This is a genomic window from Geminocystis sp. NIES-3709, from assembly GCF_001548115.1.
Taxonomy (GTDB): domain Bacteria; phylum Cyanobacteriota; class Cyanobacteriia; order Cyanobacteriales; family Cyanobacteriaceae; genus Geminocystis.
Genome location: NZ_AP014821.1, coordinates 933800 through 949958 on the forward strand (window position 1 = coordinate 933800; position 16159 = coordinate 949958).

Sequence of the window (16159 nt, forward strand, 5' to 3'; positions counted from 1 at the left end):
AAACATAAAAAATATATGAGTATTGTCCTAACTGATGATGAATATAAGCGTAAAATGCAACGCCGTAAAGAAATTCAAGATCAACGTTTAGCTAGTATGAAAAATGATAAAGGCTTAATAGTTGTTCATACGGGTAATGGTAAGGGTAAAACTACCGCCGCTTTAGGTATGGTAATTCGATCGTTAGGTCATGGTTACAAGGTTGCGATCGTTCAATTCATTAAAGGTGCATGGCAACCAGCAGAAAAAGAAGTATTAGAAAAGTGGTCAGATCAGTTAGAATTTTATGCGATGGGAGAAGGCTTTACATGGGAAACTCAAGACAGAGAAAGAGATATTTTAGCGGCGACTAAAGCATGGGACAAAGCGAAAGATTTTATTCTTAACTCTGAATATAAATTAATTTTATTAGATGAAATCAATATCGCTTTAAAGTTAGATTATTTAAACATAGAAGAAGTGTTAAAAATCTTAGAACAAAAACCAGAAGACACTCATGTTATTTTAACAGGTAGAGGAGCAAAATCTGAGTTAATAGAAATGGCAGATTTAGTAACAGAAATGAAGCTCATAAAACATCCTTTTAAAGAGCAAGGAATTAAAGCACAGGCAGGAATAGAGTTTTAACATATAGCAATATTATCTAGGTTGTAGAAAAAAACTTAATGAAAAAAAAGGGTAACTGCCGAGGTCTAGAGAAAATAGAAGCAGTGGAAGAAAAAAGATGATAAAATAATTTCTATGATCATAGAAGAACAAAACCCCAAAATAATTGCCTTAGAGAAAGAAAATGAGGCAGTAAAAAAAGAAGTTCTAGCATTGCTTGAGAAGATAGCTCAACTGGAGAAACGTTTGGGGTTAAATAGTCAAAATAGTTTCAAGCCACCCTCCATCGGTGGATTTAAAACACCAAGTCGAACTCAAAGTTTAAGAGAGAAAAGCCAGAAAAACAGTGGAGGACAATCAGGTCATAAAGGCTATACATTATCACCAGTATCTAAACCCGACCACATTATTGAACACCTTGCCCCTGATAGTTGTGAAAAATGTGGATATGATGTGAGAGAAGAAAAAGTAATTTCGCTAATCACTCGGCAAGTGTTTGATATTCCCGAACCAAAAATAGAAGTAACAGAACATCAAGTATTGGTAAAACAATGTCCTCACTGCTGGGAAAAAATACAAGGAAATTTCCCAAAAGAAGTGAAAGCACCCGTGCAATACGGGTCAAGAATTAGAGCAATAAGTGCCTACTTGAATAATCAACATTTTATCCCTGAAGACAGGTTAAGTGAATTAATGTGGGATTTGTTTGATTGTAGGAGAAAAACCCCAGAAAAGAGGGGATAATGTTTCTATAGTGACGGCAATATCCTTAAAGGAAGTAGTAGCATCAAGAAATATTTATGGTTCTGTAGATGGATTAACTTTTGAGGCTTTTGTGATCAGAGATTTAGGTGATTTCTGAAAAAGGATCTACCCAAAAAAAACAAAAATGTGATATAATCATAGCTTAACAGTAAATATAATTGGTATTGCATTGAATGGATCAGGTAGGTCACACTATTCAACTAACACAATCTCAAATCGAAGATATGCGAATGGCGGCAAGTAAGATGTATGGTGCTTATCGTCGCTCGTTTCAAGCTCAAATGTGTTTGAAGTATTGTAGAGGAAGTGCTAGAAAAGCAGAAAGAACTTGGGGATGGGGAAGAGAAAATGTTCAACTGGGCTTGGAAGAAGAACGTACTGGCATTATCTGTTTGGGAGCACAATCAATGTCCAGTGGAATGAAAAAATGGGAACAAAAATGTCCAGATGTAGCAATTGTATTACGAGAAATAGCGGAAGCTCATTGTCAACAAGAACCGAGTTTCAAAACATCAATAGCTTATACGAGATTAACGGCATCAGAAGCAATCGCTCAGTTAAAACAAAGGGGATTCAGTGAAGAAGAAATTCCGGTAGCCAGTACAATGGCGACAATCCTGAATCGAATGGGCTATCGATTAAGAAAAATAGTGAAAGCAAAGCCTCAAAAAAAATTCCAGAGACCGATGCCATCTTTGAAAATGTGAAAAATAAAGATCTCAAAAATGTGCAAGGAGTAAAACGTTTAAGCATGGATTGCAAAGCAAGGGTAAATATAGGAGATTACTCTCGGGGGGGAAAAACCAGAGGGAATCATCAAGCACAAGATCATGATATGGGGGGAAAAGAAAAATACATTCCCTGTGGTATAGTAGACGAAGATAGTGGTCAATTATATCTGAACTTTAGTAGTTCCCATAAGACAAGTGATTTTATGGTGGATAATTTATGGATGTGGTGGGAGCAGGTTAGTCCACAAGAACAAGAACAAATAAACTTAATTCAAATAAAAGTGGATAATGGTTCAGAAAGCAGTGGTGTTAGAACTCAGTTTTTGAACAGAATCGTAGAATTTGCGAGAAAAATAGGGAAAAAGATTCAGTTACTGTATTTTCCGCCCTATCATAGCAAGTATAATCCGATTGAACGCTGTTGGGGAATACTAGAACAACATTGGAACGGGGCGATATTAAGTAATGTTGAAACAATGTTAGAATGGGCGAAAACTATGACATGGAAAGGTTTAAAATCAATTGTTAACTTATCACAAAAAATATATGAAAAAGGAATCTCGTTAACAAAAAAAGAAATGAAAAGTATTGAAATGTACTTAGAACGCAATCCAGAATTACCTAAATGGGATATTCTTATTCGACCTTCTTAGTGGGTAATTTCTTTCTCAGAAATCACCTAAACCATATCTAATTCTTAATTAATCTGTCTAATTTCCAAAATATTCTAATTAATTGCCAACCATTAAAGATAAATGTAGCCCTTTTGGTGTCATAAAAATAATACTAGGATCGTAACCTGTCTCATTATATTTAAAACCGCCAACATTAATCAAAGTTTGATTGTCATAAATCACAGAAATACTGATACCCCGATTAGCTCTAGCATAAGACACAGTAATCTCTAATTGTTCATTATTAGGCAAAATGAGACCCTGAGAATTTAAAATTAATATTTCATTTTCAACGATCGAAATCCAATCTTTATTAACTAATGGTTGAAGTTCAAATTCTCCTATTTTTTCCCATTGATTAGACACTTCATTTCCATAACTAACATATAATTTCATTATGACTTTATTGATTTTAAATTTAAAATAAAATCTAGTATTGTTTATAACTGATCTCTCAAAATTGTACTAAATATCTTTAAAGTTCAGATAAATTAATCACATCAAATTCTTTTAATCTTGATATATGAAATAAACGATTTCGCAGAAAAAATGATCTATAATGATCATAAGGAAAACCTTCAGATTCTCTTTTTTGTCTATAATTTATATATACATTTTCTAATATTTCTTTGAATTTTTTAACTTCATTATTTTGAAGAAATATTTTATGTGTAGGATAACACAATCCTTTTTGAATATGAATAAAAACAAGTTCATTTTTTAATATCCATCCTTCAGGTTGAAGTATTTTAATGCAAATATTAATATTTTGCTCTATTTTGCCTAAATCCATCCAATAACAACTAACAGACTGAATTTGACAATCATTAATAATATAGCGTTTCTTACAATGATGAGGTACAATTTTGAGATGAAAAAATTTAGACGATATTAACATTAATCTAATGCGTCCCTACTCTTTGGATTTAAGACAAAAGATTATTCATGCTCGTGAAAAGCAACAATGCTCCATTCGTCAATTAGCTAAGAATTTTGGTGTGGCAAAAAGTTTTGTACAAAAGATAATCAAGCAGTATCAAGAAACTGGGGATCTCAAACCTCGTCATTCAGGGGGAAGACCCCCCAAAATAAATCCTGAACAAACGGTTGTCCTGTTAGAAATTATCAACGAAAATAATGATGCTACTCTCTGGGAATTAGCCGAGTTATTTGAGAAAAAAACTGGACTTAAACTCAGTACATCGACTATTGACAGAATCAGTCGTAAATTTGACGATACTGTCAAAAAAAAACACTGTATGCCACAGAAAAACATAGTGAGAGAGTTCAACAAAAAAGATCTGAATATTGGGATAAAGTGAGAGAAATTAATGAAGAGGACTTAATTTTTGTGGACGAATCGGGAAGTAATTTAGCAATGCTTCGCCTTTATGGTAGGGCAAAAAAAGGGTACAGAGTCAGAGGAGAAAAACCCCAGAAAAGAGGGGGTAATGTTTCTATAGTGACGGCAATATCCTTAAAGGAAGTAGTAGCATCAAGAAATATTTATGGTTCTGTAGATGGATTAACTTTTGAAGCTTTTGTGATCAGAGATTTAGTGCCCAAATTATGGGTGGGAGCTTGTGTAGTTATGGATAATGCAAAAATTCATTTAGGAGAAACAATTAGAAAGGAAATAGAGAAAGTGGGGGCATCATTGGTGTATTTATCACCCTATTCCCCAGATTTTTCACCCATTGAAAATTTTTGGTCGAAAGTCAAAAATCAGATCAGAAAACTAAAACCGAGAAATTATCATGATCTAGTAGAGGCGATTGGAAAAGCCATGGAGCAAGTAACACAGTTAGATATGCACAATTGGTTCACCCATTGCTGTTACTGTACCTCATCATTCTGATAAATGCTATAATTCCATTTTTTCCTGAGATGGCATCAATTATTGGTTTGATAATGTTATCCACATCAGGGGATGAATCCACTCATATCTTTCTTGTTCAGAAATTAGCCAACGAATATCAACTTGAACATCTTCATATAATATAAAGTCAAATTGTTTTGTTATATTTTTTATTTTATTTTTTAAATTCTTTTTTTCTCTTGATTTAGATTGTTGTATCGAAATCGGTTTACTATTAATATTAATCTCTATTTCTTGTGTTTTTTCTACTAAATTAATTATTTTCTCTAACTGATTCACCATCATAATAATACATAAAAACTTTTAAGGGAGAGAAAATCTCATCTTATCGTTGAGTTTAGCACTTGGTTTGTTTCGTTAGCACTTTAATTAAAACTAAACTTCCACATATTTACAAATATCAATTATTTATTTTATTGTGAGTTGAAAGGGTGATATTTTCTCATAAAAAAGGTGGGCATTACCCCACCCTACATTTTAGCGCTTGGTTAGTTTTGTTAACACTTTGTTCGATCGTTCTACAAATGCCGTCATTCCTTCTGCATCGAATGCCCGTTGTGCCATTAAAGCTAAGTCATAGACATATTGACACATGAGGTTAACCATTTCCTGAGTGGGTGATTCACCACTACCTTGGATAATTGCACCCTTATTAAGTTGATAGATATTTTCAATCAAAGGATGAGCAGTGTTGATTACTAACATATGCTCTTCAGGAAATTTCATCTCCCGTTGTTGCATCATTGCCGTCATTTCTTGGAAACGGCGCATGGCTTCAGGTAACAATACCATCGCTGGTGGTGTTTCTTCTTGGGTTTCCGCTTTTAGGGATTGAGTTTTAACGTTAACTTTAGGCTTATTAATTGCCTTCTCGAAAATTTCTTTAATTACTTCTGCACGAGTTTTATTACTGTTAGCGTCAACAATTTCGTTGGCTTTGTCTTCTTCCACCAAACTAGAGTCTAACTCCGAGTCAACCCTTGAGAATTTCACATCAGTATATTCTCTCTCAAGGAAGGGGATAAAGTAGTTAGTGTCAATGAAAGAATCCATGAATAACACCTCAATACCCTGATTTTTGTATAAGTCAACGTAAGTGCTTTGAGTTTGAGCGTTATTGCAGTAGAATACTCGTTTTTCGTGTTTTTCCTTGTTACGCTCTAAGTATTCGTTTAAAGTGGTATAAGGTTGGTTATTATCAGGGGTAACATCCTTCCAAGCATCATCCCCAGAGTCAACTTCAACTTTGGGTTTTTCTTCAACTTTATCAGCTTGATAGGTGGTGCGATAAATAATTAAATCTTCTACTTGTTTCTTAAATTTCTCGTCTCTCAATGCACCATATTTAACAAATGTGCCAACATCTTCCCAACTGCTGATATATTTTGCCTTATCGTCATTGTATAAGGATTTGAGTCGATCGCCGATTTTTTTACTGATAAAGTCGGCAATGCGTCTGACAGTGCGATGGTTAGTCAAAGCACTACGAGAAACGTTCAAAGGAATATCAGGACTATCGATAACACCTCTTAATGGCATTAAAAATTCAGGGATAATCTCTTCACAATGATCACTTACAAATACTTGGTTACAGAATAACTTAATTTGCCCTTTAGAAACATCAACATCGGGTCTTAATTTAGGGAAATATAAGATACCGTTGAGTAAAAAAGGATAATCAGTATTGAGATGTACCCATAATAAAGGATCTTCTTGGAAAGGATATAAATAGCGGTAAAATTCCAAATAATCCTCATCAGTAAGATTTTGAGGGGATTCTTTCCATAAGGCTTTTTGACGGTTAACTTGCTCATCGCCCATTTTAATGGCGACTGGTACAAAATCAGAATATTTTTTGATCAGGTTTTTAATACGAGATTCCTCTAAATATTCCGTTTCCTCATCCATGATGGTAAGGGTGATAGTTGTGCCGGGGGTAGTGCGAGATGATTCTGTTAACTGAAATTCGGGTGAACCATCACAAGACCAGTGGACAGCAGTTGCACCTTCACGGTATGATAAGGTGTCGATTTCTACTTGCTTTGCCACCATAAAGGCGGAATAGAAGCCTAAGCCAAAATGCCCAATTAAATCATTGGCACTTTTACCGTATTTAGTAATAAAGTCTTCAGCACTAGAAAAGGCGACTTGGTTAATATATTTTTTGATTTCTTCCACTGTCATGCCGATACCGTTATCGGTGATGGAAAGGTTTTTGTTGTCTTTATCAATGGTGACAGTAATTTCTGCTTCGGGTAAATCGTTAGTAATTTCTCCTGCCAATGATGCCATTTTTGCCTTAGAAATAGCGTCAACGGAGTTAGATATTAATTCTCTTAAAAAGATTTCGTGATCTGTATAAAGGGATTTCTTGATAATGGGAAATATATTCTCAGTATGGATAGAAATATTACCCTTTTCTAATACGGTAGTCATAGCTTTTTCTTTACTTTAATGTAATAACAATATAAAAGCCAGTTTTCTGATTATTATGGCTAGTCTATCTGTCATCATGTCATAGGGAATCCTAATATATCAAGATGTGGTTTACCGAATTAAGAGATTTTTTGGTGTTAATGAGTAACATTATGTAAATTATAAGGAAGCTATTGCCACAAATCTTTAACGAAACTTAACTCGTATTCCAATTTTTTGTGATTATCATTAGAAGAAAGAGACTCTCAAAAATCAGGGAAAATAACTACATCCCTTTGCGTCTTTGGGAGAGGAATACTAATAATGTGAAAGAAAAATGACTAATTTACTAGAACAATTAAAACAATACACGATCGTAGTAGCAGATACTGGAGAAATCCAAGCCATTGAAAACTTTACTCCCAGAGACACCACCACTAATCCTTCTCTTATCACGGCAGCAGCACAAATGCCTGAGTATCAAAGCATTGTCGATGATACCTTAAAACAAGCTAGACAGGAGTTAGGAGACGACGCAGATACGAATACCGTAGTTAAACTGGCGATAGATTGGTTAGCAGTTGCTTTTGGGAAACAAATTTTAAATATTGTACCGGGTAGGGTTTCTACAGAAGTTGATGCTCGTTTATCCTATGATACAGAAGGTACGATCGAAAAAGCTCATTATCTAATTTCCCAATACGAAAAAGCTGGAATTGGAAAAGAGCGTATTCTGATCAAAATTGCGTCCACATGGGAAGGCATCAAAGCTGCCGAAATTCTTGAAAAAGAAGGTATCCACTGCAATTTAACTCTCTTATTCGGTTTTCATCAGGCGGTAGCTTGTGCGGAAGCTGGAGTTACTCTTATTTCTCCTTTTGTGGGTAGAATTTTAGATTGGTATAAGAAAACCACTGGGAAAGATTATACAGGAGGGGAAGATCCGGGAGTACAATCTGTTACTGAAATTTATAACTATTACAAAAAATTCGGTTATAAAACTGAAGTTATGGGAGCAAGTTTTCGCAATATTAGCGAAATTATTGAGCTGACAGGTTGTGATTTGTTGACAATTTCCCCGAAACTGCTAGAACAATTAAGCAATACTGAAGGAGAGTTACCCCGTAAATTATGCCCACAAACAGCTTTAACTCTGGATATTGAGCAAATAACAGTAGATAAAGCCACTTTCGACAAAATGCACTCGGAAGATAAAATGGCTTCGGAAAAACTAGAAGAAGGTATTATTGGTTTTACTAAAGCACTAGAAACCCTTGAGCAACTTTTAACGAGTCGTTTAGCTAGATTAGAAGGTGATGAAACTTTAGCCCATGCTGTAGGTGATATTTTTCATGTGTATGATTTAGATGGAGATGGTTTCATTAGTCGTGAAGAATGGGCAGGTGCTGATGCCGTATTCGACGCCCTTGATATTAACCATGATGGTAAAATTACTCCTGAAGAAATGGCTTCTGGTTTAGGTGCAGTTCTTTATGTCGCCAAAGCTAGTTAATATGGGTTAAGAAACATTAAATTGTCGATGAGTAATAGAGTGATGTATCAACTCACAATTATACAAATGCTATACAAGATTTTTTTTAAGGGAAAATCGCCCCTTGTTTCACACCGTAATGGGTTATTCTATCATATTCTTTTTCTCGATCGACATATTTTTTTATAATGTTATGAGCAATATTATTAGCGGATTTTTTTAATTCGGGACAAGTATTTTTTTTATCCATATTAAGAATAGCTTTTTCAATATTTTGAGCTGAATTCACTCCAAAATTTTTATGTCCTTCTTCATGATTAATTAAGGCTTTATAGTAACTATCCCATTTTTTTTTAATCGGGGAAGATAAGCCAGAATAACTAATTAGTTTCGGTAAAGTATATTTAACATCTACAGATGTTTTAACGGAAGTGATTTGACAATAATTACTATATTTTTGCCAGTAAAAATTCCATTTTACATTCCATGATGTATAAGCATGATATTTTTTTCCTTGAAAAACAACAGGACTGTTATTATATAAGTTGTTAGCTATTTCTTGAACAGTTTTTCCTGTGACACTATAATAGTTAGTAGTAATATTAATTAATGGCTTTGCCTGAACAATTAAGTTTAAAATAATAGTAAAAAATACTGTTATTAAAATTAATAATAATAAAGAAATAGATTTTTTGTTAATCATTTGTACATGACTTTTTTCAGCAGATTTTCTAAAAAAGATTTTCATTATAAGTCAAAATTCCCTAGTTCAATGTTCTTAAACTCCTCAAATTCTTTTAATCTAAAGATCCTATACTGAATCTCCTAATTATAATGAAATAAATTTTAATTTGAAAAGATAATTAATTGGATCAATTCATAATAATAACAGTTCTCTAACCCATGATTAGCCCCCCACAAAAATTGCCAAAATCCCGAAAAATTTCCCTCAGATTGGTGTTAATTATTCCTTTTGTCTTGCAAATTATGGGTGCAGTGGGTTTAGTTGGTTATCTATCTTTTCGCAGTGGAGAATCTGCTGTCAATAAATTAGCTAATCAGTTAATGAATCAGACAGGTAATCGCATACATGATCATCTTGATAATTATTTACAAAATAAACAACAGGCAGTGGCGATTAATTATAAAGCTGTTCAACGAGGTAGCCTTAATATTAAAGATATTGAGACAGTTCGATCGCACCTTTGGCAACAAATTAATTTATCGACTACCCTATCAGCCACAGGATTTGCAAATGAAAAAGGGGAAAATATTATGTATTTTTCACCTAGAGAAAATCAAAAAGAAGATACCTTTATCTTAAGGGAAATTGCTCTACCAGATATTAGAACAACCAACATTTATCAGGTTGACAATTATGGTAAAAAATATAAATTATTGGAAACTAAAACTAATGGTCCTGATATGCGATCGACACCATGGTATCTTACCGTAAAACAGAAGAAAAAACAAACTTGGGGACCAATTTTTATCGATAAAGCAACATCAAATTTAGTGATTAATACTTTATTTCCCATCTATGATAATCAGAAAAATTTGCAAGGTGTTTTTCATAGTGGGGTAAGGTTAGGCACAATTAGCACATTTTTAAATGAGTTAAAATTCTCTCCTTCAGGACAAACATTTATTATTGAACAAGAAGGGAATTTGATTGCAACGTCCACCTTAGAAATTCCCTATTTTAAAGATGATAGTGGAAAATTAACTCTGTTAAATGTCACTAAAAGTCAAAACCCCCAAACAAGAGCCATTGGCTTAGAATTACAAAAACAATATCCTGATTTAACTCAAATTAAAATCCCAGTTTTTTTGACGGTTAACTTTGAGGATGATTTATTATTTGTTCATATTCAACCTTATCAAGATGAATATGGCTTAAATTGGCTTCTGGTGAAAATGATTCCTCGATCAGATTTTATGTCGGAAATTGATGCTAATACCAAAACGACAATTTTACTTTGTCTATTAACTTTAGTCATTGCCACTGGATTAGGCATTATCACCTCAAATTTTATTATTAAACCAGTTAAGGGATTAAGTCATGCCAGTATTGCGATCGCACGAGGTGAATTAAATCAGGAAGTAAAAATTAAAGGTATTACAGAATTAGAAACTTTAGCAGATTCTTTTAATGCTATGGCAAGTCAGTTAAAAAGTTCTTTTGAAACTTTAGAACAACGAGTAGTTGAACGTACTGCCGAATTAGCTATAGCTAAAGAAAAAGCCGAAGTGGCTAACCAAGCTAAAAGCACCTTTATTGCGAATATGAGTCATGAATTACGATCGCCCTTAAATGCAGTCATTGGTTTTTCTCAGGTGATGATGCGTACCAAAAATTTACCCTCAGAGCAATACGAAAATGCTGGTATTATTCATCGTAGCGGTGAGTATTTGTTGAACTTAATCAACAATATTCTTGATTTTTCAAAGATAGAGGCAGGAAAAACAACTCTCAATAAGACTGACTGCGATTTATACTGCTTATTAGATGATTTAGAAGATATGTTGCACTTAAAGGCGGTTAATCAAGGATTAGAGTTAAGGTTTCATCGAACTAATGATATACCCCGTTATATTAATACCGATAGCATCAAATTGCGTCAAGTTTTACTAAATTTATTAGGTAATGCCTTGAAATTCACTCAAGAAGGAGAAGTCGTTTTAACCATTAATGCCCAAGAAAATAAAAATACAGAAAACTATACATTAAGTTTCACCATTCGTGATACAGGAGTAGGTATTGCCCAAGATGATTTAGGTAAATTATTTGAGGCTTTTAGTCAAACACAATCAGGGCAACAAGCCCAAGAAGGTACTGGTTTAGGATTAGTTATCAGTCGCCAATATATACAGCTAATGGGGGGAGATATTACCGTAGAAAGTGAATTAGGAAAGGGTACAACCTTTAAATTTTTTATTCAAGTACAATTAGGCAAAGAAACTAATATTAACAATATTGAGACTAAACATATTTTAGCCCTTGCTCCGAACCAACCGACTTATAAACTTTTGGTGGTAGATGATAAAGAGATTAATCGTCAATTATTAATTAAACTTCTCGCACCTTTAGGATTTAAAATCAAAGAAGCTAATGACGGTAAAAATGCGATCGAAATATGGGAAGCATGGCAACCCCACTTAATATTTATGGATATGAGAATGCCCGTCATGGATGGTTATGAAGCCACGAAATATATAAAATCTCATGTTAAAGGTAGTGCCACCGCTATCGTTGCCTTAACCGCTAGTGTCTTAGAAGAAGAAAAAGCCATTCTCCTATCAGCCGGTTGTGATGATTTTCTCCGTAAACCTTTTAGAGAAAATACCATTTTTGAAACGTTAACTAAACATTTAGGAGTTAAATATATTTATGACGAAATGACAGTACAAAATCAAAAAAATCTAACTATTGCAAAGATGAATGAATTGCCCTTATTAACATCACAAAAATTCTACATAATGCCAAAAAACTGGATAATAAAATTATCAGAAGCCCTCATGGAAGCCGACACAGAACAAGTAATGAATTTAATTAAAGAAATTCCTCAAACCGAAGCAATTTTTACCCAAGAATTAACTAAATTAGTCCGTCAATTTCAATTCGAGCAAATTCTTGATTTAATAGAACCAATTATCAATAAATAAATCTAAATTTTCAAAAGGATTAAAAACCACAATTTTCTTCCCTTCAAAAACTTTTTGATTACGGATAACTAAAATATAGATTATAATTCTAATTCTTTGTGTTCAAAATCCTCTTGACGTTTTATATCAATATCAACAGCCACTAAAGGAGATTTTTGGAATAATTCTACTAAATTTTTAGGCTCTTTTTTTAAGGGTTGATTGTTTATTTATTGGCTTAAATAATCCATTAATTTAATCTTCTCGTCTCCAGTTAAATTATCAACTGCTTTTAATACTATTGTGACAGATAGATTGCTCATAATAATTTTTTTCTCTGAATATCAAAATTTATTTTTTTAAATTCTAACACCTTCATCTTTTAATAACTCTAGGTACAACTTATTAAATTATTTTTATGATAAAATAATGGATAGATTTTTATCGTATAATGGATGAAATAAAAATATCATATTTATTATGATGAGTGAGCCAACGAAAGGTAATATTTTACTAATAGATGATTTACCAGAAAATTTACAACTACTCGGCGATTTACTGATAAAACTTGGCTATACAGTTCGTAGTGTGACCAGTGGTAGAATGGCACTCAAAACCCTTCAAGTCAAACAACCTGATGTCATTCTCTTGGATATTAAAATGCCAGAAATGGACGGTTATCAAATTTGTCAGGTAATTAAAACTCAGGAAAATTTACAAGATATTCCCATTATTTTTATCAGTGCTTTAGATGATACCTTCGACAAAGTTAAGGCATTTCAATGTGGCGGTGTCGATTATATTACTAAACCTTTTCAAATTGAAGAAGTTGTCGCACGAGTCGAAAATCAACTTACTATTCAAAGACAAAAAAATGTTTTACAAGAAGAAATTAGAAAACGACAGGAAACAGAAGAAATACTTTATCAATCGAGGGCATTACTTTCTAGTGTCTTAAATTCAGCATTAGATGGTGTGGCGGCATTACAAGCTGTCAGAGAATCGCAAACAGGAGTAATTAAAGATTTTCGGTGTTTAGTTGTTAATCCTATTATGGCTAGAGTTTTTCGACGTAATAATGATGATTTAGTCGGGAAATTAGTGCTAAAAAAATTTCTTTCCCGTTTTAACCCCCTTCTGTTCGATCGATTTGTGAGTATAGTAGAAACAGGAAAACCATTATTTGAAGATGTTAATTATCCTGTGGGGCAACCTTCTTGGTATCACTTTGTTGCCGTAAAATTGGGTGATGGTTTTGCCATTACTGTACGAGACATTACAGAGCGAAAGAAGATGGAATTAAAACTACAAGAAGCCAATAAAAAGTTGCAGTTGATGGCTAATTCCGATGGCTTAACCCAAATTGCTAATCGACGACGCTTCAATGACTATTTAGCCCAAGAATGGCAACGAAATAAACGACAAAATCAACCCTTAACTCTTATTTTGATTGATATTGACTGTTTTAAACTTTATAATGATCATTATGGACATCAAAAAGGTGATGAGTGTTTAATTCAAGTCGCTCAGGCTATTACTAAAGCCCTGTATCGACACGGAGACTTAGTCGCTCGTTATGGCGGTGAAGAATTTGCCGTTATTTTACCCAATACTAACATCGAAGGAGGGTTTAAGGTGGCAGAGTCTTTGAGAAATGCCATTGATTCTCTTGCTATTCCCCATCAAACTTCTCGTATTACTCAGCATCTTACTATAAGTTTAGGATTAGCTTGTGTTATTCCTACAGCACAAAACAGTTTAGAAGATTTAATTAGTCAAGCGGATAATGCCCTTTATACGGCGAAAAAAGAAGGACGAAATCGAGTAATATCAGATTCGATTAAATAATTATAGTAGAATTTCTCGCAAAGACCACTCATAACACAAAATTTCATTACAACTGATTATCCGAACTTGATATAACTTTAGGACTTACGCATTGACAAAAAAGGAAAAATATGTTTATCTAATTTTAATCTGATTAGAAACCAAGTAATTTTTTAATAAATTATGCAGGTAAATGATTCATAATAAAAGAACGAATTATTTCATTAAACATATTTCTTTTCAGGTCATACCAATTTATTATTTCTGAATTAAATCGTGCTAATTCTAATTGGATAAAACCGACAATTGAACTAAATATATGGGTTTTGATTCCCTCGGTTTTCCTAACTTGAAATCTTTCAATATTGCATAGTTGTTTTAAGGCTCTATGATATTGTTCTATTCCCCAATGTTTGTCATGAATTGAGTTAAAAGTTTCCCTATTTATTTCATTTAATTCTTCAGAATTTGATAACCATATAGCATAATAACGATATTCGTTTTTGAACATCTTTTTAAATACTTTAACTATGCCAAATTCTTTTAAATAAACTAATAAACCTTCTTCAGGAATTTCTAAGTCTTTTACCCTGACAAATTTTTTATTTTTCTGGGAAACTTGACGATTAGATTGGATAGCAAATAAAAAGCTCTGTTCTTTGTCTTTAAAGAACTTTAAGGTTTCTTTCTTACCATACCAACTGTCTCCTGTTATGATGTTTGGAAATAACCCCCATTGCTTTATTTCCCCTAACATTTCTAAAAAATATTCGTGTTTTGTTTTTCCTTCTTGCTTATTAATAATTCGATAATTTATCGGTACTGAAATGTCATTTACATCTGTATAATATAAAGTAATTAAATTAATTCCTTTTACGGTTTTATGATGTTTTCCAGACCAATAGTAATCAATTAATTCTGATTTTAGATGATTACTGTATAGTTTATCAATTACCATATCATCAACACTTAATGTTCCTCCTTTTAAAATAATAAATTCTTTTACTTGGTCAAATAAATCTTGAGGTTCATATTGTTGTGTAATTAAAAATCGATTGACAGAATCATGAGATAAATTATTCAAAATTTTAGATAATCTTACGCAACTGACATATTTAGGTTCTGAAAGTAAAAAAAGAATATAAATAGCTAAATTACAATTAGAATTTGTTGCTTTTGATTTAATTTTCATCTCTAAATATTCAGTGCCAAAATGAATAACTATTTTCTGGGTAAAAGAAGAGTTTTGTCAAGATTGCTGACAGAAATCCAAGGATGACATTGATAAAGTGTATTTTAAAATACTAAAAATAAGCTATACACTTTTTGAGTTATTTGTCAATGCGTAAGTTCTATAACTTGTATTTAGATCTTGCAGTGCGATTCGTTCTAGTCAAAAAGAATCAATGTGATAAAATGCGAAAACTTTCAGATCGTAAAAGCTAATTTAATTAAAAATTAAAACCCTTCACGATTAAAGGTTTAAAGGTTTCGTCATTCTCTACATCCTAAACTATCTCTGGTGGCAACTCCCGTAACGGAATTTATACCTGTTGCCCTTTTACACATCAAATTTATTTGATAACGATCGATTACGGCATCGGAAAAGTCTGCACCTTCTATGTTAGTATCATAAAATCGGGTACGAGTAGCAATAGCATCAACGAAAATAGCATCTCGTAAATCGGATAAGTCAAAAGTAACACGATCGATTAAAGCCCCAGTAAAGTTAACTCCTCGCAAATCTGCATTAAGTAAAACTCCTTCCGTCATGATACTATTAGTCAAATTAGAATCACGAAAAGACACATTACGCATATTAGAAGCCGCAAACACCGAACCTGTCAAGTCTCGATGGGAAAAATCTGCTCCCTCTAATTCGGCATAAGTAAAATTAAGAATTTCTGCATTGACGGGTTGAGGTGTTAACAATATTAAGGCAATACTTAAAATCAAAAGCAAAAAGACACAAAATACACGCCAAATTATCGTTAAAAATCGAGTAGAAATCATACAATCTTTTCCCGAAATAGGATTGATGAGTAAAAAAAGACAATTAACACTAAAACGGTAAAATGAATTAGTTAAATTGGTCATAGTAAATTATTAATAATCTTTTATATCA

The 16159-nt window shown here is 32.9% G+C and carries 13 protein-coding genes and 2 pseudogenes; 8 read left to right on the forward strand and 7 right to left on the reverse strand.

The window, feature by feature from the left end; genetic code table 11:
- Positions 1 to 15: 15 nt before the first annotated feature.
- The 4 genes and pseudogenes from cobO (at position 16) to GM3709_RS20045 (ending at position 2755) form a co-directional block, all read left to right on the forward strand.
- The gene (cobO, locus tag GM3709_RS03980) at positions 16 to 627 is read left to right on the forward strand and encodes a cob(I)yrinic acid a,c-diamide adenosyltransferase (protein ID WP_066116514.1); all 612 of its coding nucleotides are present in this window, start codon (positions 16 to 18) and stop codon (positions 625 to 627) included.
- Positions 628 to 741: 114 nt separating this feature from the next.
- On the forward strand, positions 742 to 1350 hold the full coding sequence (locus tag GM3709_RS03985; protein WP_066116517.1) for a DUF6444 domain-containing protein: 609 nt from the start codon (positions 742 to 744) through the stop codon (positions 1348 to 1350).
- Positions 1322 to 1456, forward strand: a pseudogene (locus GM3709_RS21305) (IS630 family transposase); the annotation flags it as partial. The gene GM3709_RS03985 and the pseudogene GM3709_RS21305, both read left to right, overlap by 29 nt.
- 334 nt (positions 1457 to 1790) lie before the next feature.
- Positions 1791 to 2755 (forward strand): annotated as a pseudogene (locus tag GM3709_RS20045) (ISAzo13 family transposase).
- A 78-nt stretch (positions 2756 to 2833) separates the two neighbouring features.
- On the opposite strand, the gene GM3709_RS04000 reads toward GM3709_RS20045, so the two are convergent.
- Both GM3709_RS04000 and GM3709_RS04005 read right to left on the reverse strand, forming a co-directional pair.
- On the reverse strand, positions 2834 to 3172 hold the full coding sequence (locus tag GM3709_RS04000; RefSeq protein ID WP_066116520.1) for a hypothetical protein: 339 nt from the start codon (positions 3170 to 3172) through the stop codon (positions 2834 to 2836).
- 79 nt (positions 3173 to 3251) lie between these two features.
- The gene (locus tag GM3709_RS04005) at positions 3252 to 3569 is read right to left on the reverse strand and encodes a hypothetical protein (RefSeq protein ID WP_066116522.1); all 318 of its coding nucleotides are present in this window, start codon (positions 3567 to 3569) and stop codon (positions 3252 to 3254) included.
- 112 nt (positions 3570 to 3681) lie between these two features.
- On the opposite strand from GM3709_RS04005, the gene GM3709_RS19555 reads away from it, so the two are divergent.
- Positions 3682 to 4634, forward strand: a protein-coding gene (locus tag GM3709_RS19555; protein WP_144439385.1) for an IS630 family transposase whose coding sequence is annotated in 2 segments (ribosomal slippage) — positions 3682 to 4018 and positions 4018 to 4634 — 954 coding nt in all. Because the reading frame shifts where the segments join, the coding sequence is not laid out codon by codon here.
- A 39-nt stretch (positions 4635 to 4673) separates the two neighbouring features.
- Here GM3709_RS19555 and GM3709_RS04020 read toward each other — a convergent pair.
- Positions 4674 to 4940, reverse strand: a complete 267-nt coding sequence (locus tag GM3709_RS04020) for a hypothetical protein (RefSeq protein ID WP_066116524.1) — start codon at positions 4938 to 4940, stop codon at positions 4674 to 4676.
- A gap of 192 nt (positions 4941 to 5132) precedes the next feature.
- The gene (gene htpG, locus GM3709_RS04025; protein WP_066116525.1) at positions 5133 to 7091 is read right to left on the reverse strand and encodes a molecular chaperone HtpG; all 1959 of its coding nucleotides are present in this window, start codon (positions 7089 to 7091) and stop codon (positions 5133 to 5135) included.
- A 316-nt stretch (positions 7092 to 7407) separates the two neighbouring features.
- Here htpG and GM3709_RS04030 point away from each other — a divergent pair, with 316 nt between their 5' ends.
- A complete protein-coding gene (locus GM3709_RS04030) occupies positions 7408 to 8583 on the forward strand; it encodes a transaldolase (protein WP_066116527.1) in 1176 nt (391 codons plus the stop codon).
- Positions 8584 to 8668: 85 nt separating this feature from the next.
- On the opposite strand, the gene GM3709_RS04035 is transcribed toward GM3709_RS04030, so the two are convergent.
- Positions 8669 to 9310, reverse strand: a complete 642-nt coding sequence (locus tag GM3709_RS04035; protein WP_066116529.1) for a DUF922 domain-containing Zn-dependent protease — start codon at positions 9308 to 9310, stop codon at positions 8669 to 8671.
- Between the two features lie 155 nt (positions 9311 to 9465).
- Between GM3709_RS04035 and GM3709_RS04040 the strand changes: the two genes are divergently transcribed.
- Positions 9466 to 12228 (forward strand): ATP-binding protein, encoded by a 2763-nt coding sequence (locus GM3709_RS04040; protein WP_066116531.1) that lies wholly within the window; start codon positions 9466 to 9468, stop codon positions 12226 to 12228.
- A 459-nt stretch (positions 12229 to 12687) separates the two neighbouring features.
- Positions 12688 to 14055, forward strand: coding sequence for a diguanylate cyclase domain-containing protein (locus GM3709_RS04045; protein WP_066116533.1), 1368 nt, complete (start codon positions 12688 to 12690; stop codon positions 14053 to 14055).
- 160 nt (positions 14056 to 14215) lie between these two features.
- On the opposite strand, the gene GM3709_RS04050 is transcribed toward GM3709_RS04045, so the two are convergent.
- Both GM3709_RS04050 and GM3709_RS04055 read right to left on the reverse strand, forming a co-directional pair.
- On the reverse strand, positions 14216 to 15226 hold the full coding sequence (locus GM3709_RS04050; protein ID WP_066116535.1) for a transposase: 1011 nt from the start codon (positions 15224 to 15226) through the stop codon (positions 14216 to 14218).
- A gap of 302 nt (positions 15227 to 15528) precedes the next feature.
- Complete coding sequence (locus tag GM3709_RS04055) at positions 15529 to 16131, reverse strand: pentapeptide repeat-containing protein (protein ID WP_082712935.1); 603 nt, start codon at positions 16129 to 16131, stop codon at positions 15529 to 15531.
- Between the last annotated feature and the right edge of the window lie 28 nt (positions 16132 to 16159).

What these genes read in the sequence shown, in the direction of transcription:
- htpG (WP_066116525.1), bottom strand. Translation starts at nt 7,091, where the DNA reads ATGACTACCGTATTAGAAAAGGGTAATATTTCTATCCATACTGAGAAT.
- GM3709_RS03985 (WP_066116517.1), top strand. Translation starts at nt 742, where the DNA reads ATGATCATAGAAGAACAAAACCCCAAAATAATTGCCTTAGAGAAAGAA.
- GM3709_RS04000 (WP_066116520.1), bottom strand. Translation starts at nt 3,172, where the DNA reads ATGAAATTATATGTTAGTTATGGAAATGAAGTGTCTAATCAATGGGAA.
- GM3709_RS04055 (WP_082712935.1), bottom strand. Translation starts at nt 16,131, where the DNA reads ATGACCAATTTAACTAATTCATTTTACCGTTTTAGTGTTAATTGTCTT.
- GM3709_RS04050 (WP_066116535.1), bottom strand. Translation starts at nt 15,226, where the DNA reads ATGAAAATTAAATCAAAAGCAACAAATTCTAATTGTAATTTAGCTATT.
- cobO (WP_066116514.1), top strand. Translation starts at nt 16, where the DNA reads ATGAGTATTGTCCTAACTGATGATGAATATAAGCGTAAAATGCAACGC.
- GM3709_RS04045 (WP_066116533.1), top strand. Translation starts at nt 12,688, where the DNA reads ATGATGAGTGAGCCAACGAAAGGTAATATTTTACTAATAGATGATTTA.
- GM3709_RS04035 (WP_066116529.1), bottom strand. Translation starts at nt 9,310, where the DNA reads ATGAAAATCTTTTTTAGAAAATCTGCTGAAAAAAGTCATGTACAAATG.
- GM3709_RS04020 (WP_066116524.1), bottom strand. Translation starts at nt 4,940, where the DNA reads ATGATGGTGAATCAGTTAGAGAAAATAATTAATTTAGTAGAAAAAACA.
- GM3709_RS04030 (WP_066116527.1), top strand. Translation starts at nt 7,408, where the DNA reads ATGACTAATTTACTAGAACAATTAAAACAATACACGATCGTAGTAGCA.
- GM3709_RS04005 (WP_066116522.1), bottom strand. Translation starts at nt 3,569, where the DNA reads ATGGATTTAGGCAAAATAGAGCAAAATATTAATATTTGCATTAAAATA.
- GM3709_RS04040 (WP_066116531.1), top strand. Translation starts at nt 9,466, where the DNA reads ATGATTAGCCCCCCACAAAAATTGCCAAAATCCCGAAAAATTTCCCTC.